Here is a 22,475-nt window from a genome sequence, read left to right as displayed (position 1 = left end):
CCCACCGCGTATAAGCAACAGGCAAGGGGTGACATGACGAATGACCCATCGACGACTCTTAGGTTTCCCGGCCCTGCTGCTCTGGCTGGTCTCGACCCTTGCGACAGCGGCGCACATCGAGGCGCCGCCGCTGGAAATCCTGGTGCGGGACTACTTCCCCGGGGCCCGCGACATCACCGCATTCGACGGCCATCCTCCGGTGGCTACCGTACTGGGCCCGCGCGGCGTGCTGGGCTTCGTCTTTTATACCGACGAGGTGGTGCCCATCCCGGCCTATTCGGGCAAGCCGATCCGCACCCTGGTGGCGATCGACACCGAGGGCACCATTCGCGGCGTGCGCATCATCGCCCATCAGGAGCCCATCCTGCTGGCCGGGGTGACGGATGCCGACCTGGAGCGCTTCATCGCCCAGTATCCGGGCATCAATGTCCGCCAGCGCATCAAGATCGGTGGTGCGCCCCGCGAGGGCTATGCCACGCTGGATGCCATCAGTGGCGCGACCATCACCATGATGGTGCTCAATGCCTCCATCACCCGCTCCCTGCAGGAAGTCGCGCATGCGCGCGGCCTGCCCATGAGCGAGACTGATGCGGGTTCCAAGGACGGCACGGCGCTGGGTCGCCCCCTGTGGCAGCATCTGTGGCTCCAGCGCTACCCCGAAATCGTAGTGTTGGGTGTGGCGCTGGTTTTGCTCACCGTCATACTCATGCTGCAGGACCTGATGGTGCGCATGCCTCGCCAGCTGGCCTGGCTGCGCAACGGCTTCCTGCTGTTCACCGTCGTCTTCATCGGCTGGTACGGGCTGGCGCAGCTTTCCATCGTCAACGTCTTCACCTTTCTCGATGCCCTGGTCCACGATTTCAGCTGGGAGACCTTTCTGCTCGATCCGCTGGTATTCCTGCTCTGGGGCTATGTCGCCGTCAGCCTGTTGCTCTGGGGCCGGGGTGTCTACTGCGGCTGGCTGTGCCCCTTCGGGGCGCTGCAGGAACTGCTCAACAAGCTGGCACGGCGGCTGGGCGTACGCCAGTTCGAGTTGCCACAGATGCTGCACGAGCGCCTGCTGGCGCTGAAATATGTGATCCTGCTCGGACTGCTGGGGCTGTTCCTGCAGGGTATGGCGAGTGTCGCACCCTTTCTCGAAGTGGAGCCCTTCAAGACCACCATCGCCCTGCGTTTCCAGCGCGAGTGGCCCCAAGTCCTCTATGCCCTGGCGCTGCTGGCCATCGCGCTGGTCAACCGCAAGTTCTTCTGCCGCTACCTGTGCCCGCTGGGCGCGGCGCTGACCTATCCCGGCCGCTTTCGCATCTTCGACTGGCTGCGGCGGCGTCGGGAGTGCGGACATCCCTGCCAGATCTGCGCCCGCGAATGCGAGGTACGTGCCATTGCACCCACCGGCGAGATCAACGCCAACGAATGCCACTACTGCCTGGACTGCCAGGTGACCTACTGGAACGACCACAAGTGTCCGCCGCTGGTGGAGCGGCGCCGCAGACGCGAGCGGCACAGCAACCTGCGGCGCGCAGCGGAACAGGAAGCCGCCCGGGACGGGGAGCCGGGGGCCGTTGACCTACATCAAGGCAACGATCGCGGAAAGGTCTAAAACGGACCCTGCCCCCACTGGCCGCATGGAAACGAAAGGAGAACTGGCGATGAAACACCCTAGCATGCGCCGCACGGCACTGGCCGCAGCGCTGGCGGCATTGACCCTCACCGGCGGCGTCATGGCCGCCGAGAAATCCACCGGACACCCGGGCACCAAGCCCGGCGAGATGCGCTACATGGGCCCGCCCTCGGCGATGACGCCGAAAGCAGAAGAAGTGGCCAAGGGCCCGACACCACCACCCATCACCGCCGCCGAGAAGCAGCGGGCGACCCAGATCTACTTCGAGCGCTGTGCCGGCTGCCACGGCGTGCTGCGCAAGGGCGCCACCGGCAAGCCGCTGACACCCGACATCACGCTCAAGCGCGGTACTGAATACCTCAAGGCCTTCATTAACTTCGGTTCCCCGGCCGGCATGCCCAACTGGGGCACCTCGGGTGATCTGACCGAGGCCGAAGTCGACCTGATGGCCCGTTTTCTCCAGCACGAGCCACCGCAACCGCCGGAATACAGCCTCGCGGACATGAAGGCCACCTGGAAGGTACTGGTGCCGCCGGAGAAACGCCCGAAGAAGCAGATGAACAACCTGAACCTGAAGAACCTGTTCTCGGTCACCCTGCGTGATGCCGGACAGGTGGCACTGATCGACGGCGACAGCAAGAAGATCGTGACCACCATAGACACCGGCTATGCGGTACACATCTCCCGACTGTCCGCCTCAGGCCGCTACCTGTTCGTCATCGGCCGTGACGCCAAGGTGGACATGATCGACCTCTGGGCGAAGGCCCCGACCAAGGTCGCCGAGATCAAGGTCGGCATGGAGGCGCGTTCGGTCGAGACCTCCAAGTTCAAGGGCTGGGAGGACAAGTACGCCATTGCCGGCACCTATTGGCCGCCGCAGTTCGTGATCATGGACGGCGACACCCTGGAGCCGCTGAAGATCGTCGCCACCCGCGGCATGACGGTGGACACCCAGGAATATCATCCGGAGCCGCGCGTCGCGGCCATCGTGGCGTCGCACGAGCATCCGGAGTTCATCGTCAACGTCAAGGAGACGGGCAAGGTGCTGATGGTGAACTACGAGGATCTCGACAACCTCAAGATCACCAGCATCGACGCCGCGCGCTTCCTGCATGACGGCGGCTGGGATGTCACCCACCGCTACTTCCTGACGGCAGCGAACAAGTCCAACAAGATTGCGGTGATCGACTCCAAGACCGACAAGCTGGTGAAACTCATCGAGGTGGGCAAGATCCCGCACCCCGGACGTGGCGCCAACTTCAACGATCCCAAGTACGGGCCGGTGTGGGCCACCAGCCATCTGGGTGACGAGACCATCGCGGTCATCGGCACCGACCCGAAGGGCCACAAGCAGCATGCCTGGAAGGTGGTGCGCACGCTGAAGGGTCAGGGCGGCGGCTCGCTGTTCATCAAGACCCATCCGAAATCCCGGCATCTGTATGTCGACACGGCGCTGAATCCCGATCCCAAGATCAGCCAGTCGGTCGCCGTATTCGACATCAGGAACCTGGATGCCGGCTTCAAGGTCCTGCCGATTGCCGAATGGGCCGGGCTTGGCGAGGGACCCAAGCGCGTGGTGCAACCCGAGTACAACGAGGCCGGTGACGAGGTCTGGTTCTCCGTCTGGAACGGCAAGACCGAGGAATCCGCCATCGTGGTGCTCGACGACAAGACCCTGAAGCTCAAGAAGGTCATCAAGGACAAGCGCCTGGTGACCCCGACCGGCAAGTTCAACGTCTACAACACCATGCACGACATCTACTGAAACAGGCCCGCTGGGCCAGGGGGCGGCGGTTCGCCGCCGCCCCTCACGGAGCAGAGGTCAAGGCGATGACAGATGACATGAGGGTGTATCTGGTCGGCGCCGGCCCCGGGGATCCCGACCTGCTGACGGTCAAGGCCCTGAGGTTGCTGCAGACGGCAGACGTGGTGGTCTATGACCGCCTGGTCTCGCCGGAGATCCTTTCCCTGGTTCCCACCGGCGTGACGCGCATTGCCGTGGGCAAGATGCCCGGGCATCACTGCGTCCCGCAGGAGAACATCAACGAACTGCTCGCCAGCCTGGCGGCGCCCGGCCGCGTCGTGGTACGGCTGAAGGGCGGCGACCCCTACATCTTCGGCCGTGGCAGCGAGGAGGCTCTGTACCTGTTGCGCCGCGGGGTCGGCTTCGAGGTGGTCCCGGGCATCACGGCCGCAGCCGCCTGCTCGGCCTACGCCGGCATCCCGCTCACCCATCGCGGACTGGCGCGCGGGGTGCGTTTCGTCACCGGTCACTTCAAGGACAACGAGACGCTGGCACTGGACTGGGACGGCCTGGCCGATCCCGAAACCACCTTGGTCGTCTACATGGGACTGGCCCATGCCCGGCAGATCGGCGAACGCCTGATCGCCGCAGGCCTGCCCGCCGACACACCGGCCGCTGCCGTGCAGGAGGGCACCACGCCCCGGCAGCGTCGCGTGGTCTCCACCCTCGGGGAACTGGCCGCGGCGGCCGAGGCCGCCGGGCTCTCTTCGCCCGTCATCCTCGTCATCGGGCGTGTGGTCGAACTGGCCGACGCGCTCAACTGGTTTGGGTCGGACCCGGTGTCCGCTCTGCCCAAGGTGTCGCACCGTGCGGTTCACTAGCGCTACCCTGCTGCTCGTCATCCCCCTGACCGCGTTTCCTGCTCCGGACGCGGCCCGGCAGGCGGCGCTGCGCACCCTCGTCGCACAGGACTGCGGCTCCTGTCACGGGCTCACCCTCAAGGGTGGCCTGGGTCCGGCCCTCACCCCCGACGCCCTGGCAGGCAAGCCCGATACGCTGCTGCTGAGCACGGTGCTCGACGGCCGGCCCGGCACGGCCATGCCGCCCTGGCGGCCCTTCCTCAGCGAGGCCGAGGCCCGCTGGATCATCGACCAGCTCCGTGCCGGGGAGATCCGGCCATGAGGTGGCTGGCAACCCTGTTGCTGCTGATAGCCACCACTGCCGGCGCCTGCGAGCCGCGCGGCACGGGCGATCTGGGCATCGTCATCGAGCGCGCCAGTGGCAGCGTGCAGGTGATCGAGACCACCGGCCGCAGCAGCCTGGGGCGGATCGAGGGACTCGGTGATCTGTCCCATGCCTCGGCGGTCTATTCGCGCGATGGCCGCTACGCCTTCGTCTTCGGGCGCGACGGCGGCCTGAGCAAGGTGGATCTGCTCCAGTGCAGACTGGTGGCGCGCACCCTGCAGGCCGGGAACAGCATCGGCGGCGCCATTTCCCAGGACGGGCGGCTGATTGCGGTCAGCAACTACAGCCCGGGCGGCGTCAAGGTATTCCGTGCCAGCGACCTGTCACCGGTGGCCGACATACCGGCCGAGGTGGATGGCCGCCGCTCGAAGGTGGTGGGGCTGGTCGATGCCCCCGGCAACCGCTTCGTGTTCAGCCTGTTCGAGGCCGGACAGATCTGGATCGCCGACTTCTCGGCCGGTGACCGGCCCGTCATCACCCGCTTCGCCGACATCGGCCGGGAGCCCTATGACGCCCTGATCACCCCCGATGGCCGCCACTACATCGCCGGCCTGTTCGGGGAGGACGGCATGGCCTTGCTCGATCTGTGGCATCCCGAAGGCGGCGTGCGCCGCATTCTCGACCACTACGGCCGTGGCGAGCAACGCCTGCCCGTGTACAAGATGCCGCACCTCGAGGGCTGGGCCATCGCCGGCCGGCTGGCCTTCGTGCCCGCGGTCGGCCACCACAGCGTGCTGGTGGTCGATACCGAAACCTGGCGGGAGCTGGACCGCATCCCGGTGTTGGGCCAGCCGGTGTTCGTCATGGCACGGCCCGACGGGCGCCAGGTCTGGGTCAACTTCGCCTTCCCCGACAACGGCCATGTGCAGGTGATCGACACCGAGACCCACAAGGTGGTCCGCCATCTCGAGCCGGGGCCGGGCGTGCTGCACATGGAGTTCACGCCGCGCGGCGAACAGGTGTGGGTGTCGGTGCGGGACGCCGACCGGCTGCGCATCTACGACACCGGCACTTTCGATGAGCTGGGCAGCCTGCCGGCGCGCACACCCAGCGGCATCTTCTTCACCGCGCGCGCCGGGAGGATCGGCCTGTGAACAGCCCCGTCAGGGTCCGCGAGAACGACGGCTACAGCGAGCTGGAACGGCACCTGCTCAACGATTTCCAGCGCGACTTTCCCCTCTGCGAGCGGCCCTATGCGGCACTGGCCGAACAACTCGGTGTCAGCGAACAGGCCGTGCTGGACTGCCTGGCCGACCTGCAGGCACGCGGCGTCATCAGCCGCATCGGCCCGGTGTTCCGGCCCAACCGCATCGGTGCCAGCACCCTGGTTGCCGCCCGCGTGGACGAGGGCCGGCTGGAAGCCGTGGCCGACATGGTCAGTGCGCACCCGGAGGTCAACCACAACTACCAGCGCGACGACGAGTTCAATCTCTGGTTCGTGGTCACGGCGGAGAATGCCGAACGGCTGCAGCAGGTCCTCGACGACATTGGCCGCGAGACCGGCTGCCGGCTCCTCGTCCTGCCCATGGAAGAGGACTACTTCCTCGACCTGGGCTTCGATCTGCGGTGGTCGGGATGAAAGCCCGGGCACCGATCACGCTCGATGCCCTTGACGAAGTCCTGGTCGGGCTGATCCAGAACGGCCTGCCGCTGGTATCCCGTCCCTACGCCTGGCTCGGCAAGCAGGCCGGCTGCAGCGAGACCGAGGTCATCGACCGGCTGGCGCGATTTCGCGAGCAGGGCCTGTTCAAGCGCTTTGGCGTGGTGGTTCGGCATCATGAGCTCGGCTACCGGGCCAATGCCATGGTCGTGTGGGACGTGCCCGACAACCAGGTCGCCGAGATCGGCCGTCAGCTCGCCAGCGTGCCCTGGGTGAATCTCTGCTATCGGCGTCCGCGACGGCTGCCGGACTGGCCCTACAATCTCTACTGCATGATCCACGGCCGCGACCGCTTGGCGGTGCTGCGACGGGTCGAGCTGCTGATCCGCAATCACGACCTGGGCGACATCGACCACCGGGTGCTGTTCAGCCTGCGCCGCTTCAAGCAGTGCGGTGCCCGCTACCGCGAACAGCCACGGCAGCAGACACAGCCCGAGAGCGGGAAGGAGGCCGCAAGCCATGCCTGAACTCGGCGACATCGAACGCAAGGTGATCAACCGCCTGCAACACGGCCTGCCGTTGAGCCGCCGCCCCTTCGCCGAGGTGGCGGACGAACTCGGCATCGGGGAACAGCAACTCATCGACACCCTGCAGGATCTGCTCGAGCGCGGCCTGCTGTCCCGCTTCGGCCCCCTGTACAACGCCGAGCGAATGGGCGGCGGACTGACCCTGGCGGCCATGTCGGTGCCCGAGGCCGATTTCGACCGGGTCGCGGCCTGGCTCGAGGCACGGCCCGAAGTGGCGCACAACTATGCCCGCGACCACGAGCTGAACATGTGGTTTGTTCTGGCCACCGAGGCACCCGAGGAGATCGAGGACTGCATCGAGGCCATCGAGGAAGGCACCGGACTGCCGGTCTACAACTTCCCGAAGGAACGCGAATACTTCCTGGATCTCAGGTTCGAGGTATGACCATGTCCATCATCGACCCGCTCGACCGCGCCATCATCGAGGCCACCCAGGCCGGCCTGCCGCTGGTGGCCGAACCCTACCGCCAGGTCGCCGAGCGGCTGGGCATCGCCGAGGGCCTGCTGCTGGAACGGCTCGAGCGCATGCAGCAGGCCGGCATCATCCGCCGTATCGCCGCGGTGCCGCACCATTATCGCCTCGGCTTTCGGGCCAACGGCATGTCGGTCTGGGACATTCCCGACCCGCTGCGCGACAAGGCCGGCGAGCTGCTGGCCGGGCTGGACTGGGTCAGCCACTGCTATGCGCGGCCGCGTCGCCTGCCGCTGTGGCCCTACAACCTGTTCGCCATGGTGCATGGTCGCGACCGCGAGGCGGTATTCGGCCGGGTCGCGGAAATGGTCGAGCTGCTCGGCAGCCGCGTGGCCCGCTACGATATCCTGTTCAGCACCCGGGTCCTCAAGAAGACCGGCCTGCGCCTGCGCGCACCCGAACCGGAAAGGACATCGCCATGTTCCGTCTCAGCCGCTTCCTGAACGACATCGCCGCCAACCATCCCTTCCGGCCCCGTGGCCGGCCGCGGGCACCGGTGGTGATCTGGAACCTGGTGCGTCGTTGCAACCTGACCTGCAAGCACTGCTATGCCATTTCCGCCGACCGCGACTTTCCCGGGGAGCTGGGCACCGATGAGGTGATGGCGGTCATGCAGGACCTGCGCGAGTACGGCGTGCCGGCCCTGATCCTGTCCGGCGGCGAACCGCTGCTGCGGCCCGACATCTTCGAGATCTCCCGCCAGGCGAAGGCGCTGGGCTTCTATACGGCGCTGTCTTCCAACGGCACCCTGATCGACGAGGGCAACATCGCCGACATCGCCGCCGTGGGCTACGACTATGTCGGCATCAGCATCGACGGCCTGCGCGAGACCCATGATGCCTTTCGCCGTCGCAAGGGCGCCTTCGACGATGCCCTGGGCGGCATCCGCCTGTGCCGCGATGCCGGCATCCGCGTGGGCCTGCGCATGACCCTGACCCGCGACAACGCGCATGAGCTCCCCGACGTGCTGGCGCTGATGGATGACGAAGGCGTCGACAAGTTCTACCTGTCGCACCTCAACTACGGCGGCCGCGGCAATCGCAACCGCAAGGACGATGCCCACTTCCGCATGACCCGGGAAGCGATGGACCTGCTCATCCGGGCCAGCTGGTCCGACGTGCAGGCAGGCCGCGATCGCGAGTTCGTTACCGGCAACAACGACGCCGACGGCGTCTACCTGCTGCACTGGGTGCAGCGCCACCTGCCGGACCGGGCGGCACTGGCGCGACAGCTGCTCGCGGACTGGGGCGGCAACGCCTCGGGGCGGGACATCGCCAACATCGACAACCTGGGTACGGTCCACCCCGACACCTTCTGGTGGGACTATCCGCTGGGCAATGTGCGCGAGCGGCCCTTCTCGCAGATCTGGAACGACACCTCCGACCCGCTGATGGCCGGCCTGAAACAGGCCGAGCGGCCGGTGAAGGGGCGCTGCAGCGCCTGCACCCATCGCGACATCTGCGGCGGCAACACCCGGGTGCGCGCCTGGCAGATCACCGGCGACCCCTGGGCAGAGGACCCCGGCTGCTATCTCGACGATGACGAGCTGGGCATACGGGCAGGCGCTGCGCGGGTGCCGGTCACGCCCTTCTCGCGCCCCGATCCCCTGCGGCAGGTAAAGCTGAAGGTCGAGGCGTGATGCCGCGAGCAAACCGCCCCACCCCGGCTGCCGGCAAGCACATCGGTGTCCGTCACTGTGCCGGCCTGCTGCTGGCCCTGCTGCTCGCCGCCGGCAGCGCCGCGGTGGCGGCACAGCCGCCCACCGCGGCCGAAAACTATGCCCGCCACTGTGCCGCTTGCCATGGTGCCGATCGCCTCGGCGGCATGGGCCCGGCGCTGCTGCCGGAGAACCTGAAGCGACTGCGCCGCGAGGCGGCTGGCCCGGTGATCGCCAGGGGGCGGCCGGCGACGCAGATGCCTGCCTTCGGCGACCGGCTGTCGGCGGCCGAGATCGCGGCACTGGTCGACTACGTGTACACGCCATTACCGGCCGTGCCCGAGTGGGGCCTGAAACAGATCGGCGCCAGCCACCGGCTGATGATTCCGCAGCAGCGGCTGGTGGATCAGCCGGTATTCGATGCCGATCCGCGCAACCTGTTCGTGGTGGTGGAACTGGGCGATCATCATGCCACCATCCTCGACGGTGACCGCTTCGAACCCATCAAGCGCATTCCAACCCGCTTCGCCCTGCACGGCGGGCCGAAGTTCTCGCCCGACGGCCGCTTCGTCTATTTCGCCTCACGCGACGGCTGGATCAGCAAGTTCGATCTCTACGGCCTGGAATATGTTGCCGAGGTGCGTGCCGGGATCAACACCCGCAATCTGGCGGTATCGGGGGACGGCCGCTACCTGATGGTAGCCAACTACCTGCCGCATACCCTGGTGCTGCTCGACGCGGCCGACCTGCACCCGATTCGGGTGATACCGGTACGTGACGACCAGGGCCGCACCTCGCGCGTATCCGCGGTCTATGCCGCGCCGCCGCGGCAGAGCTTCATTGCCGCGCTCAAGGATATCCCCGAGGTCTGGGAGATCAGCTACGCCGATAACCCGCTGCCGGTGTACAACGGCCCCATGCATGACTACCGCATGGGCGAGGGCGTGGCACGCGCCGAGGGGCCCTTTCCGGTACGGCGCATCCGCCTCGACGACTATCTCGACGACTTCTTCTTCGACCAGGACTACCGCCACCTGATCGGCGCCGCCCGCAACGGGCGCAACGGCCAGGTGGTGCAACTGGACGTCGGCCGCAGGCTCGCCAACATCGAACTCGACGGCATGCCCCATCTCGGCTCGGGCATCACCTGGAAGATCGACGGCCGGCCGGTGCTGGCCACGCCGCACCTGAAAAAGGCCGAGGTCACGGTGATCGATATGCAGACCTGGAAGGTGATCCGGCGTATCCCCACCCTTGGACCCGGGTTCTTCATGCGCAGTCACGAGAATTCCGCCTACGCCTGGGTCGACGTCTTCTTCGGCCCGAACCGGGATGCCGTCCATGTCATCGACAAGCGGACACTGGAGATCAAGACCACCCTGCGCCCCGCGCCGGGCAAGACCGCAGCCCATGTGGAATTCGACCGTTACGGCCGCCACGCCCTGCTGTCGATCTGGGACAAGGACGGCGCCGTGATCGTCTACGATGCCCGGACCCTGAAGGAAATCAAGCACCTGCCCATGAACAAGCCCTCCGGCAAGTACAACGTGTTCAACAAGATCACGCGCTCCGCCGGCACCAGCCACTGACCGGTCCCCGGCCCCTCGCTCCTCACGCCTCACGCCCCAACCCGATTGACGTACATCAAGGTGAAATCCCGACCGCGGGAGTCCAATTGATTCCGGGCACTGGCGTCGGTGTCGGCAACCGCGGAGGGAGGGCAACCCCATGTCATCCGGATTCACCAAATCGATGGCGCGCAACATCTTCTACGGCGGGAGCCTGTTCTTCATCCTGCTGTTTCTGGCGCTGACGTTCGACACGGCAGGCACCCTGCCGCAGCGCGACAACCGCCAGAACCTCACCGAGAAGGTGGCGCTGGGCAAGAAGGTCTGGGAGCACAACGACTGCATCGGCTGTCACACCCTGCTCGGCGAAGGCGCCTACTTCGCGCCCGAGCTCGGCAACGTGTACCAGCGCTTCGGCAACAGCAAGGAGGCCATCATCGCCTTCATCCGGAGCCGCCCGGCAGAGGGCATTCCGGGCCGTCGCAGCATGCCCCAGTTCAATCTTTCCGACGAGGAACTCGACGCCGTGGCCGAGTTCCTGAAGTACACCTCGGAAATCGACACGGCTGGCTGGCCACCCAACATCCAGGGCTGAGCGGAGCGGGAGGAAACCGAGATGCAATATTCATCGCAAGCCGTTGCAAAACCCTACTTCATTGCCGCCATCGGCCTGTTTGTTGGCCAGATACTGTTCGGCCTGATCCTGGGCCTGCAGTACGTGGTGGGGGACTTTCTGTTCCCGGAGATCCCCTTCAACGTGGCGCGCATGGTGCATACCAACCTGCTGATCGTATGGCTGCTGTTCGGCTTCATGGGCGCCGCCTACTACCTGGTTCCCGAGGAGGCCGAGACAGAGCTGCACAGCCCGGGACTGGCCATACTGCTGTTCTGGGTGTTCCTGATCGCCGGCGCCCTGACCATCGTCGGCTACCTGATGGTGCCTTACGCGAAGCTCGCGGAAATGACCGGCAATGACCTGCTGCCGACCATGGGCCGCGAGTTCCTGGAGCAGCCGACCATTACCAAGATCGGCATCGTGGTGGTAGCGCTGGGCTTTCTCTACAACGTCGGCATGACCGTGCTCAAGGGCCGCAAGACGGTGGTCAACCTGGTACTCATGACCGGCCTGGTCGGTCTGGCGGTGCTGTTCCTGTTCTCCTTCTACAACCCGGACAACCTGGTGAAGGACAAGTACTACTGGTGGTGGGTGGTCCACCTCTGGGTTGAAGGCGTGTGGGAACTGATCCTGGGATCGATCCTGGCCTTCGTGCTGATCAAGGTCACGGGCGTGGATCGCGAGGTCATCGAGAAATGGCTGTATGTCATCATCGCCATGACCCTGATCACCGGCATCGTCGGCACCGGCCATCACTACTACTGGATCGGCACCCCCGAGTACTGGCAGTGGTGGGGTTCGGTCTTCTCGGCGCTGGAACCCATCCCCTTCTTCATGATGACGGTATTCGCCTTCAACATGGTGAATCGCCGCCGCCGCAACCATCCCAACAAGGCGGCGACGCTGTGGGCACTGGGTACTGCAGTGATGGCCTTCCTGGGCGCAGGCGTCTGGGGCTTCCTGCATACCCTGGCTCCGGTGAACTTCTACACCCATGGCAGCCAGATCACCGCGGCCCATGGCCACATGGCCTTCTATGGCGCCTACGTGATGATCGTACTGACCATCATCTCCTACGCCATGCCGATGCTGCGCGGCCGTACCGCGGCCAACAGCGGCAGCTCGCAGGTGCTGGAGATGTGGTCCTTCTGGCTGATGACGGTGTCGATCGTGTTCATCACCCTGTTCCTGACCGGCGCCGGCATCCTCCAGGTGTGGCTGCAGCGCTTCACCGCCGACCCGCTGCCGTTCATGGAGGTGCAGGAAAAGATCGCAGCCTTCTACTGGATGCGCGAGGTTGCGGGCGTGGTGTTCCTGGTCGGCCTGCTGGTCTATCTCGCCAGCTTCTTCGTCGGCAGCTCCGAACCGGAGCCGGCCGCGGGCAGCTGACGGCAAGTGGCTTCTGCGGGGGAGAGCGGAATGTGCCCTCCTTCCCCGCAGGGGGTGAGCCTGCCCTGGGGTGGTCGGCGCAAACGCGCCGCTCCGCCCCTTCTTTTCAACGTACTGGCGGGAAGGAGGTCCAATGAGCATTCAGCCACTCGCCCGGCCGGGCGGCGACAGTGAACTCCCCTTCTATCTGCCGCAGGGCAACGAGATTACCCTGTTCGAGCACGCCTGGCGGCACCAGTTGCCGGTGATGATCAAGGGGCCCACTGGCTGCGGCAAGACCCGTTTCATCGAACACATGGCGGCGCGCCTGGGGCGGCCGCTGGCCACGGTCGCCTGCCACGACGATCTCACCGCCGCCGACCTGGTCGGTCGCCACCTGATCAAGGGGGAAGGTACCGAATGGCACGACGGCCCCCTGACCCGGGCCGTGCGCGAGGGTGCCATCTGCTATCTCGACGAGGTGGTCGAGGCGCGCAAGGACACCACCGTGGTGCTGCATCCGCTCACCGACGACCGCCGCATCCTGCCGGTGGAGCGCACCGGCGAGACGCTGGAGGCGCCGCCGGAGTTCATGCTGGTGGTGTCCTTCAACCCCGGCTACCAGAACCTGCTCAAGGGCATGAAACCCAGCACCCGGCAGCGCTTCGTGGCCCTGCGCTTCGACTATCCCGCGCCCGAGATCGAGCGCGCCATCCTGCTCGGCGAGACCGGCATCGACGAGGCGCTGGCCGAGCGCCTGGTGCGACTGGGCCAGTCGCTGCGCGCGCTCAAGGACCACGACCTGGAGGAAGGTGCCTCCACCCGGCTGCTGGTGTACTGCGCCACCCTGATCGAGGGCGGCTTCGAGATGCGCGAGGCCTGCCGTGCGGCGCTGGTCGAACCCCTGACCGACGACGAGGAAACCGCCGATGCACTCATGGAGGTGATCGATGCGACCCTCGGCAGCGGACACTGAGCAGCCTCCACCCGGACAGACCCTGGCCGTGATTGCGCAGAGCCTGTACCTGATCAACCTGCTGCTGCTTCCCGGGCTGGCCTTCGTGCTGCTGGCCCTGCTCTACTGGCGCCGCGTCGACACCGCCCCGCCGCTGGCGCGCTGCCACCTGCGCCAGACCTGGTACGGCAGCCTGTGGGCCGGGACACTCATCATCGGCGTCAACCTGCTCATCCTGCTGCTCGGCGGCTACCAGGCGGCCGGCACCTGGGCCATCCTCATTGCCTACTTCACCGTCATCCATGCCAGCCTGGTGATGCTCGGCATCCTCGGTCTGGCGCGCGCCCTGGCCGGCCAGTGCTGGCGGTTTCCGCTCATCGGTCCGAGGCTGGAGGTCTGAGATGCGCACCCCGGAACAGCGTCGCCGCCTGCGCATGCTGACCCAGACCGGGTTCTTCGTGCTGTTCCTGCTGGCGCCGCCGCTCGACATCTTCCGGCTGGATCTCGAACTGGGCCATTTCATCCTCTTCGGGCAGCCCTGGACGCTGGGGCTGGAGGCCTTCCAGCGCGGCGAGATCGGCCCCGCCGAGGCGGTGTGGAACCTGGCCACCCGCGGCCTGCTGCCGATCCTGCTGGTCGGCGGGCTGCTGATCGGCACGGCCTGGCGCTGGGGCCGGCTGTACTGCGGCTGGCTGTGTCCGCACTTCTCCGTGGTGGAACTGATCAACGGCCTGATGCTGCGTGCCTTCGGCCGGCCCTCGCTGTGGGAACGCCGGCCGCTGCCTGTGCACCAGCCCGACGGCAGCATCCTGAAGACCCATCCGGCCTGGTGGATCGCGGTGGCACTGGCAGTACTCGGCTTCGCCTTCCTCTGGGCGCTGACCCTGCTCACCTATCTGCTGCCGCCGTTCGAGATCTACCACAACCTCTTCACCGGCAGCCTGACCCGCAACCAGACGATATTTCTCACCGCCGGCACGCTGGCCCTGGTGATCGAATTCGCGCTCGCCCGGCACCTGTTCTGTCGCTTCGGCTGCGCCGTCGGGCTGTTCCAGAGCCTGGCCTGGATGGCCAACGACCGCGCCATGGTGGTGGGCTTCGACGCCCGCCGGGCCCGCGCCTGCCAGAGCTGCAACAATGCCTGCGACAACGTCTGTCCCATGCGTCTCAATCCGCGCGGCATCAAGCGGCGCATGTTCACCTGCACCCAGTGCAGCCAGTGCATCCAGGCCTGCCGCCAGGTGCAGGCGCCGCTCGGCCAGCCTTCGCTGCTGGAATGGGTGGCGGACACCGAGGCCGAACGCGTGGTCCGGGGCCAGCTCGGCAAGGCCGAACCGACCACGCATCATCCAGCCCAAGGCTTCGAGGTGATCCCGACATGGAAGAACAGGTCGGAGCGCTCTGGCACCGCCTGATCACGCGGGTGGCACGGCGCGGCTATCCCGACGCCGCCGTGCGCCTGGCCGACATCCAGGGTCGGCTGGGCATCCTGTTCCGCGCTCTCGGCGGTGACGGCGCACTGGCCATCGAGGCGGCCGAGGCCACCGAACACGGTGGGCCGCGGGCCTGGCTGGAACGGGTCGCCGGCATCGGCGACCGCATCACGCTGGCCTGGCGCGACGAACGGGCGTTGCGGCTGCCGCCGGTGATCGACTGGCTGCCCACGGCAAGCCTGAATCGGGATCTCTACGTCTGGCTGGCGGCACTGGCCGCCACGCCCGCGCCGGAAGGCGGCGACGACTGGTTCCGTGCCAGCCAGCAGCGCACCCGAGCCGCGCTGCAGGCCTTCCCCGGCCTGCGTCGGCGCTATGACCTGCTGGTGCAGGCGCATCTGCGCGAGCGCACGCCCCCGCAACGCTTGCCGCGCAGCGAGCAGGCGGCGGAACGCACTATCCGCCAGGCGCTGCTCCGGCCCGGCAGCCAGGACCGGCTGCCGACCGGTCGCTCGGTACCGCAACCGGTGGTGCTCTGGCTGCATCCGGCGCCGCCACTGGGCGAGGCCTCGGCCGCGCCCGAACAGCCCGACGATGACGCCAGCCAGCGCGACCGGGCCCGGGCGCTGGAAGACGCCCGTCGCCGGCGTGCCGAGCGGGTGGACGAACCCGAGGCTGATCGCGGGCTGGTCACCATTCGCATGGAGAACATCTTCAGCTGGGGCGAATACGTGCGTGTGGATCGCGGCGCCGAGGACAACGAGGACCTGGACCAGGCCGAATCAGTGGCTCAGGACATCGAGCGGGTCAGCGTCACCCGCTCGGGCAACACCCGCGCGGCGCGGCTGAAGTTCGACCTGGACCTGCCCGGCGAGGCCAACGATGACCCGGTAACCGGCGCCGGCTGTCGGCTGCCGGAATGGGACTGGCGCAGGGGCGAGCTGATCCCCGACCACTGCCGGGTGCTGCCGCTGGTGAGCGGCGACGCCGAACCCGCCGAACTGCCCGATCACCTGCGGCCGCTGGCGCGGCGCCTGAAGCGCCAGTTCCAGGCACTGGCGCCGGCACGCAGCTGGCTGCGCGCGCAACCGGACGGGCCGGAGATCGACCTCGACGCCTACCAGCAGTTCGCCGCCGACCGGCGCAGCGGCCGCGGCGCCCTCGGCAATGGCCTGTACCGCGACCTGCGCGAAGGCGCGCGCGACCTGTCCTGTCTGCTGATGGCCGACCTGTCGCTGTCCACCGATACCTGGGTCAACGACCACCAGCGGGTCATCGACGTCATCCGCGACAGCCTGTTCCTGTTCTCGGAATCACTGGCCGCGACCGGCGATCCCTTCGCCATCTACGGTTTCTCCTCGCGCCGTCGCGATCCGGTACGGGTGCATCTGATCAAGCATTTCGATGAACGCTACGGCGCGCGGGTGCGCGGCCGCATCCAGGCCATCCGGCCCGGCTACTACACCCGCATGGGCGCGGCCGTGCGCTACGGCCAGAAGCTGCTGGCGCCGCGGGGCACCGACCGTCGCCTGCTGCTGATGCTGACCGACGGCAAGCCCAACGACCTGGATGCCTACGAGGGCCGCTACGGTATCGAGGATACCCGCCGTGCCATCCAGGAGGCGCGCCGCGCCGGCCTGCGGCCCTTCTGCGTGACCATCGACGAACAGGGCAACGACTATCTGCCCTACCTGTTCGGCAGCAACGACTACCTGGTCATTCGCCGCCCCGAACAATTGCCGGCTGAACTGCCGAAGCTGTATGCACGGCTGACACTCTAGCTTGCAGATGCCCCCTTCCCGCCAGAGCAGCGCAGGATCAGATAGCCGAACACGCCCGACGCCAGTGATCCCAGGAGGATGCCGATGCGGTTGTCCACGGCCATGCCCTGGCCACCCTGCTGAAAGGCCAGCGAGGCAATGAACAGGCTCATGGTGAAACCGATGCCACACAGGGTCGACACCCCGAAAAGCTGAAGCCAGCTGGCGCCGCGCGGCAGCTCGGCCAGGCCTGCCCGGATGCATACCCAGCTGAAGCCGAACACACCGATCTGCTTGCCCAGGAACAGGCCCAGGGCGATGCCCATCGGCACCGGATGCACGAAGGATTCCATGGTCAGCCCGGACAACGATACCCCGGCATTGGCAAAGGCGAACAGCGGCAGAATGCCGTAGGCCACGCTCGGATGCAGGTCGTGCTCCAGACGCTCCAGCAACGTCTGGTCCTCGCCGGGGGCGGCGCGAAAGGGGATGAAGAAGGCCAGCATCACGCCGGCCAGGGTGGCATGGACGCCGGACTTGAGCACCGCCGCCCAGAGTACCAGCCCGACCAGCATGTAGGCCGGCAGCGCCAGCACGCCGCGACGGTTCATGATGAACAGGATCACCATGGCCGCACCGGCGACCAGCAGCGATGACATCGACAGGCCAGCACTGTAGAACAGGGCAATGATGATGATGGCGCCCAGGTCGTCCATGATTGCCAGCGTCATCAGGAAGAGCTTGAGCGAGGTGGGCACGCGGCTGCCCAGCAGCGCCAGCACACCCAGCGCGAAGGCAATATCCGTCGCCGCGGGAATGGCCCAGCCCTGCAGTGCGACCGGATCGTTCCAGTTGACGGCCGCATAGATGGCGGCAGGTACCGCCATGCCACCTATGGCAGCGATCACCGGCAGGATCACGCGGCTGGGGTCGGACAGCTCGCCGGCCAGGAACTCGCGCTTGACCTCCAGGCCGATCAGGAAGAAGAACACGGCCATCAGGCCGTCGTTGATCCACAGCAGGAGGGGCTTGCCGATCGCAAAGTCTTCGACCCGGATCTCGACATGGGTATCGAGCAGGGCGTCGTACAGGCCGCTCAGCGGCGAGTTCTGCGCCACCATGGCGAGGATGGCAGCGATCAGCAGCAGGATGCCGCCGGAGGATTCCAGGCGCAGGAACTCGCGCAGCTTCTCGACGATGGGCATGCAGGTCTCGCAGCGGTTCGTGCGGGTTGCACGTCTGCTGCATCATAACATCCCCGTCGCCCGCCTCAATCGGGCACGCGACCAGTTATCTCGCCAGTCAGGCCTATCCGGGCCGTCCATCCACGCGCGGTCGCCACAGGATCGGCAGATAGACGACCAGAAACAGGGTAAAGGCCAGCATCCACAACACACCGGCGGCATCGACCCACCCGTGCGCGGCCCGCGGCACTGCCCAGGGTCCGAACACCCGCAGGGCGGTGGCGAGGTTTACCAGCACGAAGGCCAGCACGGTCGCCGCGGCCGGCTCGATGGCGCGGCCGGTATGGCCGAGCGCGACCCGTGCCATCATGCCCAGAGTCAGCACGCCGATACCGCCTGCGGTGAAGGCGTGCAGCGCGGGGCTGGCGGGATACAGGTCGAAGGCAGACAGGCCGCGGAGCAGCAGCGACAGCACGACCCAGCCATAGCCGGTGTAGAGCACCCACAGCATGGGCAGCCGCCAAAGCCGCGCATCGTGCCAGCCGGCGAGCCGCAGCGCCTGGACCAGGCCCAGCACCAGTGCCGTCCCGCCGGCCAGCGGATGAGCGCGACCCAGCAGGACATCGGCCAGCAGCAGGACAAGGGCGCCGGCGAAGGTGGCGACCTCGATGCCACGGCGCCGCACCGGCACGGCACCCGCGACCGCCATTTCGGTGAAGAAGGGCATCACCCGCCCGCCGACCATCAGGATCAGCACCAGCACCCCGTCGAGCATCAGGTCCTGGCCGCGACGTGCCCAGCCCGGGGCGGCGCCCAGCGCCTCGGCATGGACCATGAGGTTGGCGAGGCTCATCAGGCCGAGCAGCACCAGCATCACCCGGTTGACCTTGTTGGCACCCCGAAACAGCGGACCGGCCAGGGTCAGTGCGACCAGCGGCAGGAAGGCCACGTCGACGACGGCGATCACCGGATCCGGTACCGGCAGGAAGGGCAACAGCCGGCCGAGCAGCCAGAGCAGGGCCAGCAAGCCCAGCGGCGTGCCGGTCGGGGTCGGTTGTCCGGTCCAGTTGCGCACGGCGGTGAGCAGGAAGCCGGCAATGACCGCCGCCGTGTAGCCGAACAGCATTTCGTGGGCGTGCCAGCCGATCACGCCATAGTAGTCGGACGGTGCCAGCCAGCCGGACCACTGGGCCAGCCACAGGGCCATCAGCACCGGCACGGCGAGACCGGCGAGCAGAAAGAAGGGCCGGAAGCCGAGCGCGAGGAGCGCGTTGCTCGCCTCGGTCTGTCCGACCGGGGGCGGCCTGTCGATCTTCATTGCCGTCATCGTTCCCTTACGCCCTGGTGAAATAGGCGGGTCAGGTCCAACGCGGTCACTCTATGTCAGCCATCACCTGCCACCTTGATGTGCATCAATCGGGTACCGCGCCTTGCGGTGCGGTGAGGATGCATGCAGTGGTCGTCTGTTCAGGACTGCAGTGGACGCTGGCTGGCGGCGCGCGCCCCGGCCCGGAACAGCGCGAGCTGCTGGCGGTACATGGCCGCGATGCCCTGCGGATTCACCAGCCGCAGCGCGATGATGACGCCGTTGAACAGCGCGACCAGGCCCACCACCAGGGTCGGCAGATGGGCATTCGGCGGCAGCTCACCCCGATCGACTGCGTGCCGGAGTTCGCGGGCGATCAGGGCGTCGATGCCCGCGTCCTCCAGTGCATCGATACCGGGGCGATCGGGAAAGGCCAGCAGCCGGTCGGCACGCGGCAGCGGCTCGGGATCGGGGCGTTCCCGCAGGCGCGCCTGATACGCGATCAGCTCGCCCACGAAACCCGGTGCGGCGGCGGCCTCCCGCGCGGCCTGTTCGAACAGGCCCTGGATCGCGGCCAGCCCCGGCGAGGTCTCGGCGGCACGGGTGACACCCCAGTTGAGATCCAGGGCCAGCAGGCGCCCGGCATAGGCCAGCAGGTCCTGCTTGCGGGGGAAGTAGTTGAAGAAGGTGGCCTCGGCGATCTCGGCGGCTTGGCAGAGGTCGCGCACCGCCAGCGCCTCGAAGGGCATCTGCTCCAGTCGCTGGCGCAGGATTTCCGCGAGGCGCAGGCGAGTGCGGGCGGCCTTGCGTTCGCGCAGGGGGATCTTCATGGCCAGGCTCCGGATTTATGGTTATGAAGAAATATGGAGCTTACCTCATGAATCGACGCAAGCACCAGCCAGCCCAGCTTCTGACCGGCGCCACCCGCGTATACATGATAGCACTCCAGAAATAGCGCTAACCCTATATATTCCCCTTTCCTGCTGAAACTCCAGCATTTTGACGGGCCGCTGATGGCAGATCCAAAAACCGTGAACTGCGTCGCCTTGACGGATCATGATTTGGGATTATATTCCCAAACATGGACAACGCATTCAACAGCACACTCAACGCCGCGGTCATGACCCTGCTGCGGCCCCTGGTCCGCATCCTGCTCCGCAACGGCGTGGCCTGGGGCGCCTTCGCGGAACTGGCGAAGAAGACCTATGCCGACATCGCCTGGCAGGAGTTCGCCGAGCCCGGCCGCAAGCCGAGCGTCTCGCGGGTGTCCGCACTGACAGGACTCACCCGCAAGGAGGCGAAACGCCTGCTGGAACTCGACGACCCGGCCGACGGCGAGGGCATGCAGCGCTACCACCGTGCCGTGCGGGTGATCTCCGGCTGGCTCAACGACAGCGAGTTCCTTGCCCCGGACGGCCAGCCCGCTCCCCTCCCGCTGGAAGGCGAAGGCAGCACCTTCGCAACCCTGGTCAAACGCTACAGCGGCGACATCCCGCCGCGCGCCATGCTGGCCGTGCTCGAAGCCGCAGAGTCGGTGCGCGTGGATGATGGCCGCGCGCATCTGGTCCGCCATGCCTACGTGCCTTCCCGTGACCCGGTGGACAAGATCCGCATCCTGGGCACGGACACGGCCGAGCTGATCGGCACCATCGGCCACAACCTGACCCGCCCGCCCGACGACCTCTGGTTCCAGCGCAAGGTGTCCAACAACCGCGTGCGCGCCGGCGCCCTGCGCGCGTTCCGCGCCCTGTCGGCGGAGCGCGCCCAGGCCCTGCTGGAAGAACTGGACGCCTGGCTGGCCCGTCACGAATCACCCGAGAGCGCCGGGGCCGGCGCGCCCGAAGACGCGCCGCGCTACGTGAGCCTCGGCATCTATTACCACGAACAGCTTGACTCCCAGATCCAAGGAGACTGACATGAACTACCCTCGTATTGCCGCAACGATCTCGATCGCCGCCCTGGTCGCCAGCCTGGCCGCCTGTAGCGGGGGCGGTGGCAGCAGCTTGTCCGGCATCGGCGGCACCGGCGTCACCACCGTCGGCACCATCACCGGTTTCGGCTCCATCTTCGTCAACGGTGTCGAGTACGAGACCACCTCGACCAGCTTCGAGGTCGACGATGCCAGTGGCTCGGAAAGCGACCTCCGGGTGGGCATGGTGGTGCGCATCGAGGGCACCATCGACGCTAACGGCACCACCGGCACTGCCACCCGGGTGAGTTTCGATGCCGAACTCGAAGGCCCCATAAACGGCGCGCCGACCGAGAATGCCGACCAGTCGGCGAAGACCTTCAGCCTGCTCGGCACCACCGTGGTCGCCAGTGCCAGCACCACCGTGTACGAAAACACCAGCTACGCGACGCTGGCCGGCAATGACATGGTCGAGGTCAGCGGCTTCTTCGATGCCAACGGTCAGCTACAGGCCACCTACATCGAGAAAAAGACCGGCGCCTTTGCGGCCAACAGCACCGAGGTCGAGGCCAAGGGCACCGTCACCGGGCTGGGCGCCAGCAGCTTCATCCTGCAGATGGCCAGTGGCGCAACGCTGACAGTCGACATCTCCGGCAGCCCGGACACCAGCGAGGTGAACGGCGGCACGCTTGCCAACGGCCAGTACGTGGAAGTCAAGGGCACCCTGGCCTCCGCCGGTGCCACGACCCTGACCGCGACCCGCATCGAGTCCGAGGACCTCGACGATGATGCCGGCAAGGTCAGCCTTGAGGGCATCGTGCGCAATTACGTCAGCGACGCGAACTTCCAGTTGGGCATGATGACGGTCGATGCCAGCGCGGCCCGCTTCGAACCGGCCACCCTGGTACTGGGCGACGGCATTGAAATCGAAGTGGAAGGCACCGTCAGCAACGGTGTACTGACCGCCACCGAGATCGAGGCCCGCGGCGGCAACATCGAGATCGAGGCCCCCGTCGCCAGTGTCGACACCACGGCCGGCACCGTCACGCTCACCGTGGGCACGGGCTCGGTGACCGTGCTCACCAACAGCCAGACGCGGATGGAAGACGAGGTGCTCAATCGGGAGCCCTTCACCCTGGCGGACATCTCCAGCGGCGACTTCCTGGAGATCGAGGCGCACCTGGATGGTTCGGGCAATGTGGTCGCCGACAAGCTCAAGCGCGACAGCGCAAGCGCTACCATTCTGCAGGCCAGCCTCGACAGTGTGGCCAGTCCGAACGTGACCCTGCTCGGCGTGACCTTCGACACCAGCGGTGCCAGCTTCGAGGATGCCAATGACAACGGCATCACCTCGGGCACCTTCTTCTCCAGCGCATCGACCGGCGACCTGGTGAAGATCAAGGACAGCAACAATGACGGCACCGCCGAGGAAGTCGAGTTCGAGAACTAG

Annotated in this window: 21 protein-coding genes and 2 pseudogenes; 20 read left to right on the top strand and 3 right to left on the bottom strand. The window is 66.8% G+C overall.

From position 1 onward, the window contains the following. Nucleotides 1-40: 40 nt before the first annotated feature. From MVF76_RS13050 to MVF76_RS07565, 18 genes and pseudogenes are all read left to right on the top strand, one after another. Nucleotides 41-532 (top strand): annotated as a pseudogene (locus tag MVF76_RS13050) (FMN-binding protein); the annotation flags it as partial. A gap of 87 nt (nucleotides 533-619) precedes the next feature. Beyond that, nucleotides 620-1,600: pseudogene (locus MVF76_RS13045) on the top strand (4Fe-4S binding protein); the annotation flags it as partial. 64 nt (nucleotides 1,601-1,664) lie between these two features. Beyond that, nucleotides 1,665-3,386, top strand: a complete 1,722-nt coding sequence (locus MVF76_RS07640) for a nitrite reductase (RefSeq protein ID WP_317622948.1) — start codon at nucleotides 1,665-1,667, stop codon at nucleotides 3,384-3,386. A 77-nt stretch (nucleotides 3,387-3,463) separates the two neighbouring features. Then, nucleotides 3,464-4,246 (top strand): uroporphyrinogen-III C-methyltransferase, encoded by a 783-nt coding sequence (gene cobA, locus MVF76_RS07635; RefSeq protein ID WP_297528212.1) that lies wholly within the window; start codon nucleotides 3,464-3,466, stop codon nucleotides 4,244-4,246. Beyond that, on the top strand, nucleotides 4,233-4,547 hold the full coding sequence (locus tag MVF76_RS07630) for a c-type cytochrome (protein WP_297528211.1): 315 nt from the start codon (nucleotides 4,233-4,235) through the stop codon (nucleotides 4,545-4,547). The genes cobA and MVF76_RS07630 overlap by 14 nt, the downstream gene beginning before the upstream one ends. Then, complete coding sequence (locus tag MVF76_RS07625; RefSeq protein WP_297528210.1) at nucleotides 4,544-5,704, top strand: cytochrome D1 domain-containing protein; 1,161 nt, start codon at nucleotides 4,544-4,546, stop codon at nucleotides 5,702-5,704. The genes MVF76_RS07630 and MVF76_RS07625 overlap by 4 nt, the downstream gene beginning before the upstream one ends. Beyond that, on the top strand, nucleotides 5,701-6,189 hold the full coding sequence (locus MVF76_RS07620) for an Lrp/AsnC family transcriptional regulator (RefSeq protein WP_297528209.1): 489 nt from the start codon (nucleotides 5,701-5,703) through the stop codon (nucleotides 6,187-6,189). Before MVF76_RS07625 ends, MVF76_RS07620 begins: the two co-directional genes overlap by 4 nt. After that, nucleotides 6,186-6,737, top strand: coding sequence for a siroheme decarboxylase subunit beta (ahbB, locus tag MVF76_RS07615; RefSeq protein WP_297528208.1), 552 nt, complete (start codon nucleotides 6,186-6,188; stop codon nucleotides 6,735-6,737). Before MVF76_RS07620 ends, ahbB (MVF76_RS07615) begins: the two co-directional genes overlap by 4 nt. Next, complete coding sequence (locus MVF76_RS07610; RefSeq protein ID WP_297528207.1) at nucleotides 6,730-7,182, top strand: Lrp/AsnC family transcriptional regulator; 453 nt, start codon at nucleotides 6,730-6,732, stop codon at nucleotides 7,180-7,182. Before ahbB (MVF76_RS07615) ends, MVF76_RS07610 begins: the two co-directional genes overlap by 8 nt. Then, nucleotides 7,179-7,712, top strand: coding sequence for a siroheme decarboxylase subunit beta (ahbB, locus tag MVF76_RS07605; protein WP_297528206.1), 534 nt, complete (start codon nucleotides 7,179-7,181; stop codon nucleotides 7,710-7,712). The genes MVF76_RS07610 and ahbB (MVF76_RS07605) overlap by 4 nt, the downstream gene beginning before the upstream one ends. After that, the gene (gene nirJ / locus MVF76_RS07600; protein ID WP_297528205.1) at nucleotides 7,688-8,908 is read left to right on the top strand and encodes a heme d1 biosynthesis radical SAM protein NirJ; all 1,221 of its coding nucleotides are present in this window, start codon (nucleotides 7,688-7,690) and stop codon (nucleotides 8,906-8,908) included. The genes ahbB (MVF76_RS07605) and nirJ overlap by 25 nt, the downstream gene beginning before the upstream one ends. Further along, on the top strand, nucleotides 8,908-10,515 hold the full coding sequence (locus MVF76_RS07595) for a nitrite reductase (RefSeq protein ID WP_297528204.1): 1,608 nt from the start codon (nucleotides 8,908-8,910) through the stop codon (nucleotides 10,513-10,515). Before nirJ ends, MVF76_RS07595 begins: the two co-directional genes overlap by 1 nt. A 139-nt stretch (nucleotides 10,516-10,654) precedes the next feature. Further along, nucleotides 10,655-11,089, top strand: coding sequence for a c-type cytochrome (locus tag MVF76_RS07590; protein WP_297528203.1), 435 nt, complete (start codon nucleotides 10,655-10,657; stop codon nucleotides 11,087-11,089). Between the two features lie 21 nt (nucleotides 11,090-11,110). Beyond that, entirely contained in the window at nucleotides 11,111-12,499 is a 1,389-nt protein-coding gene (locus tag MVF76_RS07585; protein ID WP_297528202.1) for a cbb3-type cytochrome c oxidase subunit I, read from the top strand. Nucleotides 12,500-12,632: 133 nt separating this feature from the next. Then, the gene (locus tag MVF76_RS07580) at nucleotides 12,633-13,454 is read left to right on the top strand and encodes a CbbQ/NirQ/NorQ/GpvN family protein (RefSeq protein WP_297528201.1); all 822 of its coding nucleotides are present in this window, start codon (nucleotides 12,633-12,635) and stop codon (nucleotides 13,452-13,454) included. Then, entirely contained in the window at nucleotides 13,429-13,833 is a 405-nt protein-coding gene (locus tag MVF76_RS07575; RefSeq protein WP_297528200.1) for a hypothetical protein, read from the top strand. The genes MVF76_RS07580 and MVF76_RS07575 overlap by 26 nt, the downstream gene beginning before the upstream one ends. Before the next feature lies 1 nt (nucleotide 13,834). Then, complete coding sequence (locus MVF76_RS07570; protein ID WP_297528199.1) at nucleotides 13,835-14,848, top strand: 4Fe-4S binding protein; 1,014 nt, start codon at nucleotides 13,835-13,837, stop codon at nucleotides 14,846-14,848. After that, nucleotides 14,812-16,647, top strand: a complete 1,836-nt coding sequence (locus tag MVF76_RS07565; protein ID WP_297528198.1) for a nitric oxide reductase activation protein NorD — start codon at nucleotides 14,812-14,814, stop codon at nucleotides 16,645-16,647. The genes MVF76_RS07570 and MVF76_RS07565 overlap by 37 nt, the downstream gene beginning before the upstream one ends. Here the strand turns inward: MVF76_RS07565 and nhaA are convergent. The 3 genes from nhaA to MVF76_RS07550 form a co-directional block, all read right to left on the bottom strand. After that, nucleotides 16,644-17,831, bottom strand: a complete 1,188-nt coding sequence (gene nhaA, locus MVF76_RS07560; RefSeq protein WP_297528197.1) for a Na+/H+ antiporter NhaA — start codon at nucleotides 17,829-17,831, stop codon at nucleotides 16,644-16,646. The two genes, MVF76_RS07565 and nhaA, sit on opposite strands and share 4 nt — an antisense overlap. A 103-nt stretch (nucleotides 17,832-17,934) precedes the next feature. Then, on the bottom strand, nucleotides 17,935-19,128 hold the full coding sequence (locus tag MVF76_RS07555; protein ID WP_297528196.1) for an NnrS family protein: 1,194 nt from the start codon (nucleotides 19,126-19,128) through the stop codon (nucleotides 17,935-17,937). 149 nt (nucleotides 19,129-19,277) lie between these two features. Then, complete coding sequence (locus MVF76_RS07550; RefSeq protein WP_297528195.1) at nucleotides 19,278-19,946, bottom strand: TetR/AcrR family transcriptional regulator; 669 nt, start codon at nucleotides 19,944-19,946, stop codon at nucleotides 19,278-19,280. A gap of 251 nt (nucleotides 19,947-20,197) precedes the next feature. On the opposite strand from MVF76_RS07550, the gene MVF76_RS07545 reads away from it, so the two are divergent. Then, a complete protein-coding gene (locus MVF76_RS07545; RefSeq protein ID WP_297528194.1) occupies nucleotides 20,198-21,031 on the top strand; it encodes a DUF6502 family protein in 834 nt (277 codons plus the stop codon). 1 nt (nucleotide 21,032) lies between these two features. Next, a complete protein-coding gene (locus MVF76_RS07540) occupies nucleotides 21,033-22,475 on the top strand; it encodes a DUF5666 domain-containing protein (protein WP_297528193.1) in 1,443 nt (480 codons plus the stop codon).

Origin of the sequence: Thiohalobacter sp. (assembly GCF_027000115.1) — a bacterium.
Taxonomy (GTDB): Bacteria; Pseudomonadota; Gammaproteobacteria; order Thiohalobacterales; family Thiohalobacteraceae; genus JALTON01.
This window is presented reverse-complemented; position numbering and strand designations above follow the sequence as displayed.